Raw genomic sequence first — 21,286 nt, 5'->3', positions numbered from 1 at the left:
AGCGGATGCCCGGCTGGCTTACAGTTCCGGTTCGGCGGGTTGCAACCAGCGACGTGCCAGCAGCTCGGCCACGCCGACCACGGCCAGCGCGCACGCGATGCCCAACGCAACCTCCCCGATACGCGTCAACGCGATCAGCCAGAACGGGCCGGTGTGCGGCACCAGCATCACGATGGTCGTCGTGGTGCCGCTCAGGCGCCCCGCGCTGCCTACCCCAAGCATCCAACAGGTAGTGATGGCAACCACGATGGCGACAGCATACGCACTGTAGTGCTCGCCCCACAGCAAGGCAGTGCCGAGGCCAATCACGCCGCCCACCAGCGCGCCGACGATCTGGTCGCGCGAGGACGCGCGAGTATCGAGATAGCTCTGCTGCGTCACCGCAATGGCGGTCAGCGCGGCCCAGAACGCCTGTTGCGTGTGCAGCAGCAGGCCAAGGGCGTAGGCGGCGCTTGCGGCCACCAGCGCCAGCAGTGCTTGCCACAGGCCTTTGAGCGTTCGTTGCGTCCAGGGTAGCCGTTGATACAACGCCCCAAGGCCCTGCTCGACGTCACGCAGGCGCCGCAGGTTCTCTCGCAAGGGCTGTCGGGTGTTCATCGTAAGGGCGATTACAGCGGCGTCAGATTGGCATAGGCGTAGACCAGCCATTTGCTGCCGTTGCCGGCGAAATTCACCTGGATGCGCATGTGCGCACCACTGCCTTCCGCACTAACCACGGTGCCCTCTCCAAAGCTTGGGTGGCTGACGCGCTGGCCGAGCTTAAGCGGCATGCTCTCTTCCAGCGAGATCGATCCGCTGGCGCCGGGCCGGGCACCGTAAAGCGGACGACTCACCTGCACGCGCGGGCGCACTTCATCGATCAGCTCGGGTGGAATCTCCGACAGAAAACGCGAGGGACGCGCCAGCATCTCCACGCCATGCATGCGGCGCGATTCGGCAAAGGTGATGAACAGGCGCTCGCGTGCACGCGTGATGCCTACATAGGCAAGGCGGCGTTCCTCTTCGAGGCGGCCTTCGTCTTCCACCGAGCGCTGGCTGGGGAACAGACCTTCCTCCATGCCGACCAGGAACACGACCGGGAACTCCAGCCCCTTGGCCGAATGCAGCGTCATCAGCTGCACGCAGTCGTCCCACGCTTCGCCCTGGCCTTCGCCGGCCTCCAGCGCCGCATGCGAGAGGAAAGCGGCCAGTTCGCTCAGGCCCGCGTCGATATCGTCGGGCGTCAGTTCGAAACGGCTGGCCACGTTGACCAGTTCGTCCAGGTTCTCTACGCGCGATTCGGCGTTGCCGCGGCTGTCCTTCTCGTAGAAGTCGCGCAGGCCGGTGTGGGTGATGGCGTGATCGATTTGCTCGGCAAGGGTCATTCCACTGGAAGCCCTCTCCCCTTCGGGGAGAGGGTTGGGTGAGGGGGCATTCGAAGCGAGGCCTTCCGGCAAGATTGACCCCTCACCCCAGCCCTCTCCCCGAAGGGGAGAGGGAGCGAATGCACGCGCCATGTCTTCGATCATCACCAGAAAGGCTTTCACCGCATTCTTGGCACGGCCAGCCAGCTCTTTGCCGCCGCTCAATTCACTGAGCGCCGATTCCCACATGGAGCTGCCTTCGACGCGCGCGCGTCGGCGCAGCACATCCAGCGTGCGATCGCCGATGCCTCGCGGCGGCGTGTTGACGGCGCGTTCAAACGCAGCATCGTCGTGGCGGTTGGAGGACAGGCGCAAATAAGCCAGTGCGTCTTTGATTTCCGCGCGATCGAAGAAGCGCTGGCCGCCGTACACGCGAAACCGGATATCGCGCTGCATCAGCTGCTCTTCGAAGTTGCGCGACTGTGCGTTGGATCGATAGAGGATCGCGCAGTCGCGCGCCTCGCCGTGTTCCGAGATGTATTCGCGGATGCGTTCGATCACGAAGCGCGCTTCGTCCTGCTCGTTGTAGGCGGAGTACAGCGCAATGCGCTCGCCTTCGCCGCCGTCCGTCCACAGCTGTTTGCCGAGGCGGCCGCCGTTGCGGGCGATCACACTATTGGCGGCTTTGAGGATGGTGGAGGTGGAACGGTAGTTCTGTTCCAGCTTGATGGTCTTGGCGCCCGGGAAGTCGCGCAGGAACTGCTGCACGTTCTCCACCTTGGCGCCGCGCCAGCCATAGATGGCCTGGTCGTCGTCGCCCACCACGAACACCTGCCCCGTGGTGCCGGCCAACACGCGGATCCACGCGTATTGCAGCGTGTTGGTGTCCTGGAACTCGTCGATGAGCAGGTAGCGCCAGCGGTCGCGATAGTGCTCGAGCACATGCGGGTTGTTGAGCCACAGCTCATGCGCACGCAGCAGCAGTTCGGCGAAATCCACCAGGCCGGCGCGGCGGCAAGCCTCTTCGTAAGCCTGATAGATCTGCACCATCGTGCGCGTCATCGGGTGATCGCGGTGCTCGATGCTGTCCGGGCGCTTGCCTTCGTCCTTCCACTGGTTGATCTGCCAGGTGGCCTGACGTGGCGGAAAGCGCGCCTCGTCCAAACCCAGCCCGGTGACCACGCGCTTGACGATGCGCTGTTGGTCATCCGCATCCAGGATCTGGAAGCTTTCGGGCAAACCCGCTTCGCGCCAGTGGCGGCGCAACAAGCGGTGCGCAATGCCGTGGAAGGTGCCCACGGTGAGGCCCTGCGTACCGCCCGGGATCAGCTGATCCAGGCGTGCGCGCATTTCGCCGGCGGCCTTGTTGGTAAAGGTCACTGCGAGAATGGCCCACGGCGGTACGCCTTCAACCTGGGTGAGCCAGCCAATCCGGTGGGTAAGCACGCGTGTCTTGCCGGAACCGGCGCCGGCGAGCACCAGGTAGTTGCCAGGTGTCGCGCACACGGCTTCGCGTTGCGCGTCGTTGAGCTTGTCGATCAGGTGGGAGACATCCATCCCGCCTATTGTACCGGGCGAGGCGAAATCGGTCCCGAATTCCCCGTCAACGTGCAGGGGCGGCCGCTAGTGTCAGTAGGCGGGATTGATGCTCAACAGGTGCCACGAGGCGATGAACGCGATGGCGCCAAGGCAGCACATCAGCAAAATCCCGCCACTGATCCTGCGCCACCAGTGCCCGCTACGCCACGCCCGCCAGTTTTCAACAGCGACAGCCACCGTGCCGAGCACGGCCAGCAAGCCGATCACGAAAAGCAGAAACAAACGCATCTCAAGATGGAGCGCGCCCAGTCGCGGCAACATGAGGTACCACCCGCCTGCAAACAGCAGATAGAGCACGGCCGTGATGCGGCTGAGGCGATACCAGCGCTCGTCTCGTTCAGGCAAGTTCAGCGAGGGTTGACGCCGGGCCAGCCAGGCAACGGCCGGCCACGAGAGTGCGATCAACGCAAAAAACGCCAGCAACAGCGACGCCACGCGTACGATGGTCGCGGGTGTTACCCCGGTGGCCGGCAGGTAGGCCTGCGTGGGGGATAGCGTGTCGATCGACAGCATGCGCACCTTGCCGTCGTGGACCACGGCGCCGAGGTGTCGGCCCGTGGCGTCATCGACCCATAGATAGGGTTTTACTTCTCGCCAGTGCGCCGCGGCGAACATGGGCGTGATCAGCGAGCCATCGGTCCCGAGGCTGATCGTGCTCTGGTGAAACACATTGCGCAGCGCGAGCACGTTGCTTTGAGACGTGATGCTGGAGGTGTAACGACCGGCCAGTTGCGCGGCGTGGACCGTGGCAGTGGCGAGCGAGGGTTGTTTCAGTTGCGGCAGCGGTGGGAAGTAACGATCGGCAAAACCCTCGGCCAGCGGGCGCAGCAGCAGCCCCGTATCGCCACCGACGGTCGCGATGAAGATGCCGGCATGCTGTTCGGGGAACAGCGCCAGCAGGCTGTGGAACCCGTTGAAATGACCGTGTTGACGAAGCGTGGTCAGGCCGTTGCGTTCCATGCGAGCCAAGCCCAGCGCCATGCCAGGCAGGCCGGGAATCGTCGCGCGCGAAGCGTTCTGCATCTCCTTCACGCTGGCCTGCTCGAGCAGCTGCGCATGGCCCACGCGACCGTATTGCAGTTGCGCCATCATGAGGCGAGCCATGTCAGCGCCGCTGATGGTCAGTCCTAGTGCGGGCGTGGGAATGACCAGCTTCGTCACGGGTTCCGGCACTCCTCCCGTACCGGCATTGGTCGCGAGCCCCTTCCATAGCGGCGACATTTGACGAAACGTGGTGTGCTGCAGGCCCAGTGGTTCGAAGATATGGCGCTCGGCATATTCGTCGAAGCGCTGGCCCGATGCCCGTTGCACGATGTAACCCGCCAGTGCCATGCCGTAAGCGGAAAAGGCGGGTACTTCACCTGCCGGATAGATTCGTGCGGGTATTCGGGTTCCGTGATGGATGCCCAGCTCGTCCCTGTCGATCAGCTTCGGGTCGGTGACGTATTGGCCCTTGATCACGTCCTCGAAGCCCGCAGTGTTGGTCAGCAAGTCACGCAGCGTGACCGGCTTGCCATCGCGCGGCGGGATGGTGAAGTCGAGGTAGCGATTGACGTCGGCATCGAGGTCGAGCTTGTGGTGTTCCACCAGCTGCATCACAGCCGTCGCCGTGACCATGCCGGACATCGCGCCCACGCGGAACAGGGTCGTGGCGGGATCGACGGGCTTGCGGGTCTCCGCGTCCGCATAGCCGTAGCCCTGGGCAAACAGAATCTCGCCATCCTTCACCACGACCACTACAGAGCCTGTCGCCGATCCCTGCTGCATCAGGCCGTTCATCGGCGCGTCCAACCAGGATTGCAGGTCGGTGGCACTCAGGTCGGCGGCGCCCAACGGGGTCACGCTCGCGTGTTTCGCCTCCGGCAACGGCGTGATCTGGATTGGCGACTGCGCCCAGACCGTCATCGGCAGCAACATCAATGCCAGCGCCGCCATGCGCTCGCGCCACGGGAACCGGCTCTTCACGGCGGGCGCGGCGAGGGGCATGCGTGACTCCTTGAAGGGTGGGGCGCGGCGAAAACGGGCGTCCAGTATGCCGCGCCGCACCCAGTCCGGCGTCTGCGTCGCGTCAACGCGCGTCAGCGAGCTTTCAGGCGGGACTGTGCGCCGGGTCGCTTTTCATCTGCGAGACGACTTCCGCCAGTTCGCGCACGGCCGCCTCGGACACCTCGCGATGAGGCGTGATGTCGTCGTTGTTGAAATTGCCGCTGTCACCCAGCACCTGCACCATGAGGCCGTCGGTGCGTGGCACCACGCTGAGATTGTGCGTGCGCAGGCCGTAGGTAACTTCGGGTTGCGGAATCAGCCGTGCGGTCTGGCCGCGCACGGGAATCACCGAGTCGTCGTTGAATAACGCGCGTGCGCCATAACCGGTGGCGTTGACCAGCGTGTGCTCCGGGAGCTTCTGCAGCTCATCGGCGTGCTGAAACTCGCGCACTTCGATCTTGCCGCCCGCCGCGAGAAATTCGGACATCAGCAGATTGGCGTAGCTGCTGATGTTGAACATGATGGTGCTGTAGCGGCGCACGTAAGGCTCAGGAAACGGGTGGCTGCCCGGCGGCAGCTCTACCGGCCTCGGTGTGAGATCGCGCACGCGATCGGCGAAGTCGCCGTATTCGGGTTCGTCCGGCACGTCGCCGTGGAATTTGCCAAACGGCGCATCGGATAGCGAATAGCCGTCGATCCATTCGATGGGGTTGCCCGGCAGGCCGAGCAGGCTCTGGTAACGCGCGTAGGAAATGCGCGTCATCATTTCCCAGCGGTCCGCCAGGGCGGGCGCATGCGCGGCATCGCAGATGCGCGAGTCAGGCGTCCACAGGCCGGAGGCGCGCATGGAGAACACATCGGGCGGCAACGCCTTGGCGTAGATGCGCACCGCAAGCCCTGCGCGTTGTGCCAGCAAGGCTGTCGTGAGTCCAATGGCGCCGCAGCCGATGACACCCAGCTCCCGTACGCCCGTGCTTTGCGCCATCTGCAAGGCCAGCGTGCCTGCGCCCCACGACAACGACCAGCCGCTGCCGCCATGTCCATAGTTGTGCACGATGGTCTTGGCACCGAGCTTCTGCATCTCGATGCGCGGTCCGGCCGCGCGAAAGGGACGCGTGCACACATAGACGCCGGTGATGCGATCGGTGCTTGCGCGGATGGGGGCGAGCGAAAGCGCGCGCCCCGTCGACACCGGGCGCGATGGCTGCCCTGCACAGGCGGCGAGGCCTGCCGTGGAGGCCACGGCGAGCGTGGCGCCCGCCTGGCGCAGGAATTGGCGTCGTTCCATGCGTGTTTCCCCGGTGTGATGACGTGGCAAGCCTACATGCTCGTCATTCCGGCGCAGGCCGGAATCCAGTGGCGTCGTCGCTTGGACTTCGCGATACGGCAAGACTGTTGGTCAATGTTCGTGATCGCGACCATCGAACGCAACTGTCACTGGATTCCGGCCTGCGCCGGAATGACGAACCTAAGAAGCGCGGTGTACTGGGTGGGACGATATCGTCAGCCCTTCTTGAGGAATCCACCCAGCGCCATCAACGCGCCGACAGCCATGCTCGCCATGCCGATCCAGGACGGAATGGCCTTGTCGTGCGTGGCAGTGATCTTCGCCGAGCCGATCTGCAGCAATGTATCGGTGGTCTGGTAACTGCCGTTGCCGAAGACAACCCAGACGCCGCCGGCCAGCAACAAGAGGCCGAGGATGATCAGAACTGCACGCATGGGGAAGGCTCCCTGGGGATCGAGGGCTCGATCATAGAAGCGGTGCGTGCGAGGGAAAAGCGACGGCGGCGCTATCGAACACGTCCGCCGTCGGGGGAGTAACCAGTGATTCAGTCCACGCGCGCAAACAGCGCGCCGTGCGCCGGCAGGCTGAGCGTGCCGCCGGCCAGATGGCCCTGGGCGAGTCCGTGCCCGTTGACTGCCGTGACCGTACCCCGTGCGGGCAGCGGCATCGTTACCGCCTGACCGGAGAGGTTGAAGGCAGCCAGCAGGGTGTCGTTGCCATGCCGGCGCGTAAAAGCCAGCACTGGCTCGGGCGTCTCGATGAACTCAATATCGCCCCAGCGCAGCGCCGGCTGTGTCTTGCGCCACGTCATGAAGGCGCGGAAGCCATTGAGCGCCGAATCCGGCGCCGCTTCCTGCGCGGTGACGGCGAGCGCCTGATGTTCGGGCGGTACCGGCAGCCAGGGATCGGCCATGCTGAAGCCGGCGTTGATGCCGGCATTCCACGGCATCGGCGTGCGGCAGCCGTCGCGGCCCTTGAAGGTGGGCCAGAAGGTGATGCCGTAGGGATCCTGCAGCGCATCGAACGGCACGTCGGCCTCGGTCAGGCCAAGCTCTTCGCCCTGATAGACGCAGACCGAGCCGCGCAGCGAGCACACCATCGCGCTCAGCAAGTTGGCCAGCTGAGGAGAGGCCTGGCCATTGCCCCAGCGGCTGAGCACGCGCGTCACGTCGTGATTGGAGATGGCCCAGCAGGGCCAGCCTTCCAGCATCTGCGCTTCGAGGTTCTGCACCGTGCCGCGAATGTAGGCCGCACTGAAGTCATCGGTGAGCAGCTCAAAGCTGTAACCCATGTGCAGACGATGGCCGCTGGTGTATTCGGCCGTGGTGGCGAGCGAATCTTCCGACGAAATTTCGCCGATGGCCGCCACGTCAGGGTACTGGTCCATCAATGCGCGCAGCTCTTCGAGAAACGCAATGTTTTCCGGCTGCGTGTTGTTGTAGTAGTGGTACTGGAACGCGTACGGGTTGTCCGGGCTGAAGCCACGGCCTACGCGCTTGTCTTCCGGCTTGGGCGGGTTGTCGCGCAGCGCGGCGTCGTGGAAGCAGAAGTTGATCGCGTCCAGGCGCAAGCCGTCCACACCCTTGTCCAGCCAGTACTTCACCTCGCCGAGCACAGCGCGGCGTACGTCCGGGTTGTGATAGTTGAGGTCGGGCTGCGACGTCAGGAAGTTGTGCAGGTAGTACTGGCCGCGACGCGGTTCCCACTGCCAGGCGCCGCCGCCAAACAGCGACAGCCAGTTGTTGGGCGGCGTGCCGTCGTCTTTGGCGTCGGCCCACACGTACCAATCCGCCCTGGCGTTGTCGCGGCTTTCGCGGCTTTCCTTGAACCAGGCGTGCTCGGCCGAGGTATGGCTGAGCACCTGGTCGATCATCACCTTCAGGCCCAGTTTGTGGGCCTTGGCCAGCAGACGGTCGAAGTCGTCGTTGCTGCCAAACAAGGGGTCGACCAGGCGGTAATCGGCAATGTCGTAGCCGAAGTCGGCCATGGGCGAGCGGAAGAACGGCGAGATCCAGATCGCGTCCACGCCAAGGCTGGCCACGTAGTCGAGCTTGTCGATGATGCCCGGCAGATCACCCACGCCGTCGCCGTTGGTGTCCATGAAGCTGCGTGGATAGATCTGATAGGTGACTGCTCCGCGCCACCAAGGTGCATCACTCATGTCGCATGTCCCGTTTGCCCAATGCGCGCATCACCGGACCCCGCCCAGAGCGAAGCGCGGGGGCAGCTTAAAGGCAGAGTGCGAAGCAGATGCTTTGACTGCATACGTATTCAGAAAAACGCGATATTGCGATGCAGCAGCATGCGTTGCCGCGTTGGCGCGATGAAAAAAATCGCGAGCGCCGATGGTGCGTCAACGCGTAAAAACCGCTGCACCATTGGCAGTCTCACCGCAGAGTGATCTTCGCGGTGTGCGCGATTTGATGTGTCAACCGAACGTGCGAGCCATTAGAATTTTGTCAAAGGTGCACAAAAAAACGCGGTCATGAATACGTATGCATAGACCTGTTCGCCCTTTGGCGCAGCCCTACCATGGCCGCCACGCGACGGGGCCCTCCGAATACTCGGCATGCACTGGCGCGTAGCCCGCCGCAGTCTGTGGGGACTGCGGCGGCAACTACAAAACCATAGAAGTGCAAACCCGTGGGAGGGGAAGACGGTGATACTGAAACGTAATGTGCTGGCCCTGGCGCTGGCGTCCGGCCTTTGTTTTACCGCCGGCATTCACGCGACGCCGGCTGAGACGGATGCAAACACCGGTGGTGTCGCTGCCGGCAATGGTGCAACCGGCGACCAGGCAGCGCCTGCCAACGCGCAGAACGACCAGAGCGCGGACAAGTCCAAGCAGACGCAGGACCAGCAGCTGGCCAAGAGCCTGTCCACCATCACGGTGACTGGCTACAACCAGGGCATGGAAAAGGCGATCGACTACCAGCGCTACGCCGACACTATCCAGAACGTAATCACCGCTGCCGACATCGGCGGCCTGCCCGATCAGTCGATTGCCGACGCATTGACCCGCCTGCCGGGCGTGTCGGCCGAGCGCATTGCCGGACAGGCTTCGCAGATCAACATTCGTGGTCTGTCGGGCAACTTCATCCAGACCACGCTCAATGGTCGCGAGCAGCCGTCCACCAGCGGCAGCAACTACATCAATTTCGATCAGTACCCTTCCGAACTGATCAACATGGCCACGGTGTACAAGTCCTCGCAGTCGTCGCTGATCACCGGCGGCGTGGGCGGCACCATCGCCATGGAGACGGCCAACCCGCTCAATGCGCCGAAGGAGCAGAACCTCAACATCGACGCGCGTGGCAGCTACAACAGCCAGGCCAATGATGTGGCAGGTGCCAACTCCACCGGCTATCGCGTGAGCGCCGCGTGGCAGGGCAAGTTCCTCAACGACACGCTGGGTGTCGGCCTGGGCGTGGCGCAGATGTACCAGCCGCACGTGGCCGAGCAGTTCGTGGGCGAAGCGTCCGACGGCAACCGTGTCACGCTGCCGAGCGGTCAGCAGGCTTACCTCACCCAGGGTCTGCAGGTGCAGCAGAACGGCGGTAACGAGCGTCGTACCGGCGAAATGGCCACCGTAGTGTGGAAGGCCACCGACGAACTGCAGTTCGGCGCCGACGCGTTCTACTCGAAGTTCAAGGACACCTCGTTCGGCTACGGCTTCCGCACGCAGAACATCTACGGCAACCAGAACCTGATCTCCAACGCCGTGCTTGGTCCGTACGGCACCATGACCGGTGGCACGGTGACCAGCCCGGGCGCCAACAACTTCTCCAACGAGACCACCGCCGACAACTACACGACGAACACCAGCGTGTTCTCGGGTGGTCTCAACATGAAGTGGAACCACGACCGCTGGCACGTCAACACCGATCTGTCGCTGTCACGCGCCACCAGCAACGAGATCAACGTGGACACCACGGCCGATCCGTACAACGGTCTGGGCACGGCGACCCCGTCGCTGATGGCGCAGTCCACCACCTATCAGCTGGCCGGTCGTAGCGTGGGTTCGGTGTCGTTCGCCAACCCGGGCATCTACACCAATCTCAACGACATGGGCTTGTCGCGTTATGGCGTGTACCCCTACATCTATCACGACAAGATCAAGGCGTTCCGTACCGACGTGAAGTACGACCTGCCCAACAGCGAGTGGTTCTCGGCGCTGGAAGCGGGCGTTTACCTGAACAATCACACGTACAACGCCGATCGCGAGGTCTACGTCTACGGTTCGGAATGGGGTACCGACCCCACGGCCGGCCTCCCGCTGACCATTCCGTCCAGCGCCGCCAACGTGCGTTGCTGGAAGGGCACGTTCGCCGGCATGCCATGCTTCTTGCAGTTGAATGGCCCGGCCATCCTCGCTGCGCACGGCATCGTCGCCAACCCGGTGAAGGACATCCACAACAACAGCTGGTCGATGATCCAGAGCGGCTCGGTCAATGAGCAGACCCGCGACCTGTACTTCCAGGCCGATATCGATTCGCAGAATGTCTTCGGCCACGAGCTGACCGGCAACATTGGCGTTCGCTACTCGCACCAGTACCAGTACAGCGATGGCCTGCAGCAGGTGGGTAACGGCGCTGGCGTGCCGATTACCGACGGCAATGGCTACACCAGCACCGACTACGCGCCGCTCCACGTCGGCAAGACCTACTCCGACTGGCTGCCGTCGTTGAACCTGGTGTACCACCTGACCGATGACGACCAGATGCGCTTCTCGGCCGCCAAGGTGCTGGCGCGTCCGCCGATCAACAAGATGCTGGCGGGTTCCGGTTCGTGGGTGTCGGGTGCCGGTCCGCTCGCCCAGTACAACGTGTGGGGCGGCACCAGCCCACTGCTCGATCCGCTGCGCGCGTTCCAGTGGGATCTGGGCTACGAGCACTACTTTGACGATCAGTCGGGCATGGTCAGTGCTGGCGTGTTCTACAAGCACATCGACTCGTTCGTGCAGGACGTGACCTACAACGGCTACGACTTCGCGGCGGCAGGCATCCCTGTGCCGACCAACCCGGCCACCGGTCAGCCCTACGAGAACGGCCAGTACCAGACTTCGTACAACGCCGCAGGCGGCAGCGTGAAGGGCCTGGAAATGTCGTTCGCCAAGAACCACATCTTCCCGGGCATCTGGGAAGGCCTGGGCGTGCAGGCGAACTTCGCACTGACCACCAGCAACGTGCGTGATCCGAACACGCTGGGCGGCCCCACGGCGAACCTCAGTCTGCCGGGCCTGTCCAAGCGCGTGGCAAGCGCGGCGGTGTTCTATGACTACGGTCCGTTCTCGGCGCGCGTATCGGGCAATTACCGCTCGAAGTTCGCCTCCGATACGCAGATGTCGGTGAACAACCAGATGGTCACCTTCGCTGCCGAAACGGTCTACGACTTCCAGGCGTCGTACGCGATCAGCAGCCAGTGGCGCGCGGTGGCGCAGGTGCTGAATCTCAGTAACCAGCCGACCCGCACCTACTTCGGCTCCGACCCTTCGCAGACCGGCACGATCCAGTACTTCGGTCGTACCACTTACCTCGGCGTCGAGTTCAAGCTGTAAACCACGATCGCGCCGGTGTCCCGCAAGGGCACCGGCGCGATGTTTTTGGGGCTGCGCATGTTGCGCAGGCCCGCCTACCGCGAGGCCCGGCGTGGCGGTCACCGGTCCGAAGCGCTGCAACGTTTCGGTGTACCGTTCCATCGAAGCTTCCCGGCTTTCGAATGGAGCACGGCATGTTTCGGACCCGCTTGTTCAGCTCGTTGGCTTTTCTGGTCGCCACCACCGTTGGCGCAGCCTCTTTTCCGGCCGCTCACGCGCAGGACATCACGCCGCAACAGGCGGCCCCTTCCTCCGGCGTCTACTACGAGATCTTTGTCCGCGCCTGGTATGACACCAACGGCGATGGCATCGGCGATCTCAATGGCGTGACCGCCAAGCTCGATTACCTGAAATCGCTGGGTATCAGCGGCATCTGGCTGATGCCGATCAATACCTCGCCGAGCTATCACGGCTACGACATCACCGATTACTACGGCATCAACCCGCAGTACGGCACCATCGCCGATTTCGAACGGCTGATCGCCGAAGCGCACAAGCGCGGCATCGCTGTGACCATGGATATGGTGATCAACCACACCAGCAACGAACATCCTTGGTTCAAGGCAGCGCAGAAGGCCAACGATCCCTACCGGAACTGGTACACCTGGAGCACCGCGCGGCCAGACCTCAAGGCGATTAGCGCCACCGATACACCGATCTGGCACGCCGGCGATGATGGCTGGTACATCGGCGTGTTCGGCGGTCACATGCCGGACCTCAATTACGACAACCCGGCGGTGCGCGCCGAGATGATCAAGGTGGGCCAGTACTGGCTGGGCAAGGGCGTGGATGGTTTCCGCCTGGATGCCGCCAAGCACATCTACGTCGACTTCAAGTCGGACGTACATAGCCTCAAGGCGTTGACAAAGAACGTCGAGTGGTGGATCGAGTACCACGACGCGCTGGCCAGGGTGAATCCCAAGGTGACCCTGGTGGGCGAGGTGAGCGCCACATCGCCGAAGGAACTGGCGCCCTATCTCAAGCCGCTGGGTTCCATTTTCGACTTTCCGCTGGCCGAGCAGCTGATCGTGAGCGCGAAGAGCGAACGCGTCGGTAAGCTCGATACCTTGCTGAAGAACACCTACGCGGCCTATAGCGAAGCGGGCGACACGTCGTTCATCGACTCCACCTTCCTGTCCAATCACGACCAGGAACGCGTGATGAGCCGCCTCGATGGCAATCTCGATCACATGCGCGTGGCTGCGGCCATGCTGCTGACGTTGCCGGGCCGTCCGTATATCTATTACGGCGAAGAGCTGGGCATGGAGGGCAGGAAGCCCGACGAGAACCTGCGCGAGCCGATGCGCTGGCAGCGCGAAGCAAGCGTGGGTGAATCCCGCTGGAAGCCTTCCAGCGTGCATCAGGGTCAGGCCGTATCGGTGCAGGCGCAGCAGGACGACCCCTCGTCGCTGCTCAACACGTATCGCACGCTGATCCGCTGGCGTGCACAGAACAGCGCACTGCGCGATGGCAAACTGCAGCAGCAGGCCACCGGCAATCCGCGCCTGCTTGCCTACTGGCGCGACGACGGCAAGCAGCGCGTGCTGGTCGTGCATAACCTTTCCGGCAAGGCCGCGATGTGGAAACCTCAGGCATCACTGCTGCCCAAGGACGCCGCCGTGCTGCTCACGACCCAACCGCAAGCCGCCCTGGAAAAGGGCCAGCTGTCTCTCCCGGCCTATAGCACCGTGGTGCTGCACTGATGCGCCGCCGCCTGTTTGCGCTGGGGCTACTGTCGATTTTCGGTGGCGCGGCCCAGGCGGCCGATGCGTCCGCCGACCGCATGGAGCTGGCGGTGCCCCAGGGCAAGCTCGAACTGCGCCTGCTCGCGCCCGGCATCGTGCAGTTGCGCGTGGATGGCACGCGCGAACCGGCGACGCCGGTCATCGATCCGCAGGCCAGTTTCGACCCGGTGCCGGTGAGGCGCGAGCAGCAAGGCGACGAGCAGGTGATGCGATCCGATTGCGTGACTCTGCGTTGGAACCCGCGCCAGGCGGTGCTGCATATGGAAGACCAGCACGGTCACCTGCTGCTCGATGCGGATCTCTCCCACGCCATGCAGGGCCACTGGTCGCTGCGTCATGCCAAGGGCGATCCGCAGTACGGCGTGGGCGGACTCAATGCGTTCGACGCGCAAACCGGTGATCTGCTGCGGCAGGGTAAGCAGGTCGCTACGGCGGGCAGACAAGGTCACACCGGTGCGCCGTTCGTATGGAGTACGGCGGGCTATGGCGTGCTGGCCGATGCCGAGCCTGCGCATTTCGATCTGTCCGACACCGCCATTGCCATTCACGCGGACAAGCAACCGATCCACACGATCTATCTGCTCGCGGGCCAGCCCGTCGCGTTGTTCTCGCAGCTCCGTCAGCTCAGCGGGGCGGCACCGATGTTTCCCAAGTGGTCGATGGGTTTCACCAACAGTCAGTGGGGTATCAATCAGCAGGAGGCATTGTCACTGGTCGATACCTATCGCGCCAAACACATTCCCATCGACAACTTCACCTTCGACTTCGACTGGAAGGCGTGGGGTGAGGACATGGGTGAGTTCCGCTGGAACACCGAAACCTTTCCCGATGGACCGGACGGCAAGCTCAAAAAGTTGATGGATCAGCGCGGCATGCACATGACCGGCATCATGAAGCCGCGCCTGCATGTGAATACCGTGGAAGGGCGCGAAGCGTCCGAACGCGGGTACTGGCTGGCGCAATCAAAAGAAGCACCCGACTATTTCTCGCACAAGCCGGTGCGCGATGTGGACTTCGACAAGCCGGAAGTGCGTGCATGGTTCTTCAACGATGCGCTGAAGCACTCGTTCGATACGGGTATCGCCGGCTGGTGGAACGACGAGGCGGATGACAGCGGCGTCGACACGCAGTTCCTGAACATGCAGCGTGCCATGTACGACGGCCAGCGCGCGCATAGCGATCAGCGCGTGTGGTCCGTAAACCGCAATTTTTACCTGGGTTCCCAGCGCTACGCCTATGGTGTGTGGTCGGGCGACATCCAAAGCGGGTTTGCCAGCATGGCGGCGCAGCGGCAGCGCATGCTGGCGGCCTTCAACGTCGGCGCGATGCATTGGGGCATGGATGGCGGCGGCTTCAAGGCACCGCGTCCCACCGATGAGAACTACGCGCGATGGATCGAGTTTGGCGCGTTCACGCCGGTATTCCGCGTGCATGGCGACTTCGGGCAGAAGCGTCAACCGTGGGTCTACGGCCCGGTGGCGGAGAAAGCGGCGACGGACGCCATTCGCCTGCGCTATAGCCTGATTCCGTACATCTACGCCTACGAACACATGAATCACGTGAGCGGCATCGGCGTAGTGAGGCCGCTGCAGTTTGCTTACCCCACCGACGCCGCGCAGCGCGATCGCATCGACGCCTGGATGTTTGGCGACTATCTGCTGGTGTCGCCCGTGGTGGAGCAGGGGCAAAAGGTGAAGCATCTGGCGTTGCCATCCGGCCGTTGGGTCGGCTGGTTTGACGGCAAGGCATACGAAGGTGGGCGCGAGATCACGCTGGCGGTTGACGCGGCAGGCTGGAGCGACATTCCACTCTTTATTCGTGAGGGCGCGATCATTCCCCAGCAGCCTGTCATGGATTACGTTGGGCAGCATCCGGTGACGACGCTGGACGTGCAGATATTCCCTGCCGACAGCGAGAGCGGTTTCGAGCTGTACGACGATGACGGGGAAACCTATGGCTATGAGAAGGGTGCGTACTTCCTGCAGCCCATCCGCGTGCGCCGGGAGGGTGATGTCGTGACATTCCACGCCGCAGCCCGCAGCGGACGTTTCTCGTCCAGCTGGCAAAACTACGTGCTCGCGATCCACGGCGGTGCAGCACGCGCCGCGACCAGCGCTGGCAAACCCTTGCCTATGCTCGACAGTGTGGACGCCCTGTGCGCGGCAGCCGGCGAGGGCTGGGCGCGCGGCAAGGATCGCTTTGGCGATGTCACCTACGTCAAGGTGACGGCGGGTGAGGCGCGCGAGCTGAAGCTCGACGGCATGGCGGTGCAGCCATGATGGCAACGTTGATGCGTCGTCGTCTGGCACTCGCCTGTGCCGTGATGCTGTCTGCCGCCGCTGCGCATGCCGATGTCATCGGTGCCAAGGGCGACGTTGCCTGGCAGGACAAGGTCGCCAGCATGAGTGCCGGCAATAACGGCGGCTTCGTGCTGCATGCGCCGAAGGGTGAACGCAAGATCGCCGCTCAGAAACTGGCGGTGCACACCGCTAGCCCGATGTTTGATGGCCTGTTTGCCATGGCGCAGGCCGAGTTGCAGCAGGACTCTGTCGCGGCAATTCGCGACGGCGCGTATGACCACGGCCACCCGATGCCATGCGAGTGCTTTGCCACCGGCGCGAAATGGCCGTTTGTGTGGACACGTGACCTGTCGTACTCGGTCGATCTTGCGCTGTGGCGGCTGGATCCGGCGCGCGCGCGGCAGTCGATGCGCTTCAAGCTTTCGGATGTTCGCGAACCGTCGGCGCCGCAAGGCTTGTACGTGATGCAGGACACCGGCTCGGGTGGCAGCTGGCCCATCAGTACCGATCGCGTGGTGTGGTTCCTCGGCGCGCGGCACCTGCTGGACGATGCCGCGTTTGCGGATGACACGTGGCGCGCGTTGAAAGACACGCTGGCGCAGGATCGGCTCTATACCTTCGATGGCAGGCTGGGCCTGTATCGCGGCGAAACTTCTTTCCTTGACTGGCGCCAGCAGACGTATCCGCGCTGGACCGAGAAGGATGTGCGCTTTATCGGCGAGTCCTTCGCCTTGTCGACCAATGTGCTGCACTATCAGGCCCTGCAACTCGCTGCACAGCAGGCAGCGCAGCGCCATGACGCGACAGCCGCCGAGTACCGCGCGCAGGCTGATGCGCTCAGGCAGGCCATCAACGCGCATTTCTGGCGCGATGAGCGCGGCATGTATATGAGTTACATCGGCCCGAACGCCATGCCGGTGGATACCTATGACCTGCTCGGGTTATCACTGGCCATCACCAGCGGTGTGGCGGACGAAGGGCGCGCGAAGCAGGCGCTGGCGAACTACCCCTCATGGCCGGCCGGCAGCCCGGTGATCTGGCCCGAGCGGGCAGATCAGCCGATCTATCACAATCGCGCGATATGGCCGTTCGTGAGCGCTTATGCGCTGCGCGCCGCACGCGCCGTCAACGATGCTCCGCGCATCGCGCATGAAATGGATTCGCTGGTGCGGGGCGCAGCGCTGGCTGCATCCAACATGGAAAATTACGAGCTCGTTTCGCAGGCGGTACATGTCGACGAAGGCGCGCTCAGTGGTCCGGTCGTGAATTCACCGCGCCAGTTGTGGTCGGTAGCTGCCTATCTCGACATGGTGATGACTGGTGTATTCGGTCTTGGCGACGACGGACGCATTGATCCGAAGCTGCCGTCGGCATGGCTGGCGCCGCTGTTCGGTGACGCGCAGCGCATTACGCTGGATCTGGGCAGCCAGCACATCACGCTGGTGCGCCCTGCCAATGCCGATGGCGATCTGTTGGTGGCCGCGGCGCAGTCTCGTGAGGGTGACGAAACCATCGTCCAGCTCAAAGCGATCACATCAGGTGCGAAACCGCTGCGCATCGATGCGCCGCTCTACGGCCCGGCCATGCCCGATGCGCCGTCGGTGACAGCAACCGCAAAGGGATGGCAGATTGCCTCCCCGAGCAAGGCGATGCTCTATGTCGATGGCCGCCGCACAGGGCTTGTTGAAGGCAGCCTGGTGGTGCCGGACAGCGGCACCCGTCAATGTTTTCAGCTCACCCAGGTGGGCGAAGGTGGCATGGAGTCGTTACCCAGCAAGGAAACCTGCGAAGGCGATGAAGCACGCGTCGCCGGTCAGGGACCGTGGGAGTGGCGTGCTCCGGCAGACGGCACCTATCGCGTGGCATTCGCGTATACCAACGCCCACGGGCCGATCAACACCGGCGTGACTGCTGCAGTGAAACTACTCGATATCCGCTGCGACAGTGGCCAGCCGCAGCCACTTCCGGTGCTGATGCCACATAGTGCCGGCCCGCAGCGCTCCACCTCTGTCACCATCACGGCGCACGCAGGCACACCTTGCCGCTTCAGCCTGGATCAGGGCTTCAACATGAGTTACCTCAGCCACAATGCTCACTACACGGGCGAGCAGGGCGGTGCGGGCGGGCCGGTCAACGAAGCCACCATCGATGCCTTGCTGGTGTCGCCGCAGCCGACAGAAAAGGCCACCCCATGACCCGCAAGCCTGAACTGTCGTTCTGGCAAATCTGGAACATGTGCTTCGGTTTTCTGGGCATCCAGTTTGGCTTCGCGCTGCAGAATGCGAACGTCAGCCGTATCTTCCAGACGCTCGGCGCGGACGTGGGTGACATCCCTGCGCTGTGGATTGCGGCGCCGTTCACCGGCCTTATCGTGCAACCCATCATCGGCTATCTGTCCGACCGCACCTGGAACCGGCTCGGGCGCCGCCGTCCCTATTTCCTGATCGGCGCGGTGCTCACCACCGTCGCGCTGCTGTGCATGCCCAATTCGCCTGCGCTGTGGGTGGCGGCGGGCTTGCTGTGGATCATGGATGCGTCGATCAACATTTCGATGGAGCCGTTCCGCGCTTTTGTTGGCGATCAGTTGCCGCCGCGGCAGCGGCCGCTCGGCTATGCCATGCAGAGCTTTTTTATCGGCGTGGGCTCAGTCGTGGCTTCACTGCTGCCGTGGCTGCTCGCCAAGGTGGGCGTCAGCAATGTGGCGGGCGTGGGCGGCATACCCGATACAGTGAAGTACGCGTTCTATCTGGGCGGTGCGGTGCTGCTGATCTCGGTACTGTGGACCGTGCTGTCCACGCCGGAGTATCCGCCGGAGGAACTCGCATCTTTCGATGATGCCGGTGCAGAAGCGCCGGTGACCAGCGCATCTGGCGCGTGGCGTATCGGTGGCACGTTGTTTGTGCTGGGCGCGCTGCTGGTGCCGGTGATCTATCACTATTCCCTGGAAAAAGAGTTGTATCTGCTTGCAGGTGGCCTGCTGGTGTTCGGCGCGTTGTTCGTCTGGCTCTCGGCGACCAGCAGCAGCGGCATGGTGCGGCAGATGATGGGCGATCTGTACCACATGCCGGCGACCATGCGCCGACTCGCGTGGGTGCAACTCTTCTCGTGGTTTGCGCTGTTTGCCTTGTGGATCGATACCACGCCGGCGGTGGCCGCCGTGCACTTTGGCAGCACCGATACGCATTCGGCCGCGTATAACGACGGTGCCAACTGGGTAGGCGTGCTGTTTGCCGCCTACAACGCTTTCGCCGCATTGGCTGCCGTGGTGATTCCCTGGATGGTCCGGCGCTGGGGTTTGCGCATGAGCCACCTGATCAATCTCTGGCTGGGTGGTGCAGGGCTGTTGTCGTTCCTGCTGATCCGCGACCCGCACTGGCTGCTGCTGTCGATGGTTGGCGTGGGCTTCGCCTGGGCGTCCATTCTTTCGCTGCCGTATGCGCTGCTGTCGGACAACCTGCCGGCCGCGAAGATGGGCGTCTATATGGGCATCTTCAACTTCTTCATCGTCATACCGCAGTTGCTGGCGGCCAGTGTGCTGGGTTTGTTACTGCGCCTGTTCTTCCACGGGCAGCCGATCTGGGCGCTGGCTATGGGGGGCGCAAGTCTGGTGATGGCGGGGCTTTGCACGCTGCGCGTGGCGGAGCCGGCTGGGAGCCAGGAGTGAGTTAAGAGGAGTGAGAAGTGAGAGAAAGCAGGCGGGGCCGCTCTTCTCTCACTTCTCACTTCTCGCTCTTGTCTTCTCGGCCCCTCAGGCTCGATTTCCGCACAATCAGCTTCGCCGGGAGCATGGCGCTTTCGGCGGGCTGGCCACGGATCAGGCTCAGCAGGTTGTCCACGAGGATCTCACCGGCCAGATTGGTGTCCTGCAGCACCGTGGTCAGCGGCGGATTGACGAAGCTGGCCATGGGAATGTCGTCGAAGCCGGCCAGGAGTACGTCGTCCGGTACTTTCAGGCCATGGTCGTCCATGGCGCGCATGGCGCCGATGGCGATCAGGTCGCTGGCGGCGAACACCGCATCAAACGTGATGCCTCGCGCAAGCAGTGTTTCGAGGGCGTCGTAGCCGGAGCGTTCGGTGCTCTCGGCATTCACCTGCAGCAGCGGCTCGGCCTCCAGCCCCGCATCGTTCAGCGCGCGAATGTGGCCGCGATAGCGGTCGAAGAATTCCGGGTAGTGGCTGGAGGCGTCGCCCAGGAAGGCGATTCGCCGGCAACCCTGTTCCATGAAATGCGTGGTCACCGCGTGTCCGCCACTGAGATTGTCGCAGCCCACGGAGATATCCGGCTGGTCGGCCAGCACCGCGCCCCAACGCACGCAGCGCGTGCCCTGATTCACCAGTTTCTGCAGCTTGTCGCGGATGGCGAGGTAGTCGCCGTAGCCGAGCAGGATGATGCCGTCAGATTTTTTGCTGTCCGCATAGTCGGCATGCCAATCATGCGAGAACTGTTGGAACGAAATCAGCAGGTCGTAACCACGCTGCGCACTGGCGCGCGTGATCGAGCCCAGCATCGACAGGAAGAACGGGTTGATGTGCGACTCGTCCGCCGTCGGGTCCTCAAACAGCAGCAGCGCCAACGTGCCGGTGTGCTTGGCGCGCAGGCTGGACGCGTTCTTGTCGACTTTGTAGTTCAGTTCATCGACGGCTGCCTGGATGCGCCGGCGGGTTTCCTCGTTGACCAGCGGGCTGCCGCGCAGGGCGCGTGAGACCGTCGACTGAGAGACCCCAGCCAGATGGGCAATATCAAATGAGGTGACTTTTCCCTTGATCTGCACGCAGCCGTGACCTTTGAAATGCCGGCCGCGCTCCTTGTGGCCAATTGCGAAGGATGCCGCAAATCCTAGCGATTTGTGCGGTCGCTGTCCTTGATCGGGCCTGAGAGAAACTGTGGGCGAAAAAAAGCCCCGAGGATTAGGGGGGAATCCTCGGGGCCGGATGGAAGCGAAACCCAGGGGAGAGGTTCGCTTACCGGTTGGCTCATCCAGGGAGGTGGTGAGCCGGCGGATGCCGTTGCGTGCATCCGTAAAGTAAGAACGCGTTGCGCGGCGAAAGTTGCACGAGGCGAGGCGGTTTTGGTTAGCGGGTGTTCATTTGACGAAAATCAAACACTTGGAGGTTGGGGTGTTGGTGGTGTTGTGGGTGGAATGGTTGCAGGTTGACTGAGTGGGCGCGGCGACGCGAATGGCGCGAGCTTTTAGCTCCCTCTCCCCTTCGGGGAGAGGGTTGGGGTGAGGGGCGGGTGCTCGCTGTAGCGTTTCTATCTGTCAGCTTTGCTCTTGGCGCTGATGTGGCGCTACCGCGACCGGGCTCGCCTGCGGCGGGCTTCCGCTGTCCTGCCGGACAGCGGGTCACTTCTCTTTGCGTGGCCAAAGAGAAGTAACCAAGAGAAAGGCCACCCCGATGGCGCGCCTTCCGGGCTTGCAGCCCGGAAG

General features: G+C 63.4%; 12 protein-coding genes. 5 read left to right on the top strand and 7 right to left on the bottom strand.

Annotated elements, in window-relative coordinates:
• Positions 1 to 18: 18 nt before the first annotated feature.
• The 6 genes from OQE56_RS18755 to OQE56_RS18730 all read right to left on the bottom strand — a co-directional run bounded on the left by OQE56_RS18755 (position 19) and on the right by OQE56_RS18730 (position 8,377).
• Positions 19 to 597, bottom strand: coding sequence for an FUSC family protein (locus tag OQE56_RS18755; RefSeq protein WP_267226412.1), 579 nt, complete (start codon positions 595 to 597; stop codon positions 19 to 21).
• 11 nt (positions 598 to 608) lie between these two features.
• Positions 609 to 2,900 carry a UvrD-helicase domain-containing protein gene (locus OQE56_RS18750; protein ID WP_267226411.1) on the bottom strand — a complete coding sequence of 764 codons (2,292 nt, stop codon included), beginning with the start codon at positions 2,898 to 2,900 and terminating at the stop codon, positions 609 to 611.
• 72 nt (positions 2,901 to 2,972) lie between these two features.
• A complete protein-coding gene (locus OQE56_RS18745; protein WP_267226409.1) occupies positions 2,973 to 4,928 on the bottom strand; it encodes a serine hydrolase domain-containing protein in 1,956 nt (651 codons plus the stop codon).
• A gap of 103 nt (positions 4,929 to 5,031) precedes the next feature.
• Positions 5,032 to 6,216 carry an FAD-dependent oxidoreductase gene (locus OQE56_RS18740; protein WP_267226408.1) on the bottom strand — a complete coding sequence of 395 codons (1,185 nt, stop codon included), beginning with the start codon at positions 6,214 to 6,216 and terminating at the stop codon, positions 5,032 to 5,034.
• Between the two features lie 215 nt (positions 6,217 to 6,431).
• A complete protein-coding gene (locus OQE56_RS18735; protein WP_267226405.1) occupies positions 6,432 to 6,650 on the bottom strand; it encodes a hypothetical protein in 219 nt (72 codons plus the stop codon).
• A gap of 110 nt (positions 6,651 to 6,760) precedes the next feature.
• The gene (locus OQE56_RS18730; RefSeq protein WP_267226401.1) at positions 6,761 to 8,377 is read right to left on the bottom strand and encodes an alpha-glucosidase family protein; all 1,617 of its coding nucleotides are present in this window, start codon (positions 8,375 to 8,377) and stop codon (positions 6,761 to 6,763) included.
• 498 nt (positions 8,378 to 8,875) lie between these two features.
• Here OQE56_RS18730 and OQE56_RS18725 point away from each other — a divergent pair, with 498 nt between their 5' ends.
• From OQE56_RS18725 to OQE56_RS18705, 5 genes are all read left to right on the top strand, one after another.
• Positions 8,876 to 11,773, top strand: a complete 2,898-nt coding sequence (locus OQE56_RS18725; protein WP_267226399.1) for a TonB-dependent receptor — start codon at positions 8,876 to 8,878, stop codon at positions 11,771 to 11,773.
• A gap of 173 nt (positions 11,774 to 11,946) precedes the next feature.
• The gene (locus tag OQE56_RS18720) at positions 11,947 to 13,515 is read left to right on the top strand and encodes an alpha-amylase family glycosyl hydrolase (RefSeq protein ID WP_267226396.1); all 1,569 of its coding nucleotides are present in this window, start codon (positions 11,947 to 11,949) and stop codon (positions 13,513 to 13,515) included.
• Positions 13,515 to 15,836 carry a TIM-barrel domain-containing protein gene (locus OQE56_RS18715; RefSeq protein WP_267226393.1) on the top strand — a complete coding sequence of 774 codons (2,322 nt, stop codon included), beginning with the start codon at positions 13,515 to 13,517 and terminating at the stop codon, positions 15,834 to 15,836. Before OQE56_RS18720 ends, OQE56_RS18715 begins: the two co-directional genes overlap by 1 nt.
• A complete protein-coding gene (locus tag OQE56_RS18710) occupies positions 15,833 to 18,052 on the top strand; it encodes an alpha-L-rhamnosidase-related protein (RefSeq protein ID WP_267226390.1) in 2,220 nt (739 codons plus the stop codon). The genes OQE56_RS18715 and OQE56_RS18710 overlap by 4 nt, the downstream gene beginning before the upstream one ends.
• A complete protein-coding gene (locus OQE56_RS18705) occupies positions 18,049 to 19,521 on the top strand; it encodes an MFS transporter (RefSeq protein ID WP_267226389.1) in 1,473 nt (490 codons plus the stop codon). The genes OQE56_RS18710 and OQE56_RS18705 overlap by 4 nt, the downstream gene beginning before the upstream one ends.
• Before the next feature lie 55 nt (positions 19,522 to 19,576).
• Here OQE56_RS18705 and OQE56_RS18700 read toward each other — a convergent pair whose 3' ends face one another.
• Positions 19,577 to 20,623, bottom strand: coding sequence for a LacI family DNA-binding transcriptional regulator (locus OQE56_RS18700; protein WP_425601647.1), 1,047 nt, complete (start codon positions 20,621 to 20,623; stop codon positions 19,577 to 19,579).
• Between the last annotated feature and the right edge of the window lie 663 nt (positions 20,624 to 21,286).

Origin of the sequence: Dyella silvae (assembly GCF_026421305.1) — a bacterium.
GTDB classification, from domain to species: domain Bacteria; phylum Pseudomonadota; class Gammaproteobacteria; order Xanthomonadales; family Rhodanobacteraceae; genus Dyella; species Dyella silvae.
The sequence above is the reverse complement of the archived record's forward strand: the minus strand, read 5'-3'. Positions and strand labels throughout refer to the sequence as shown.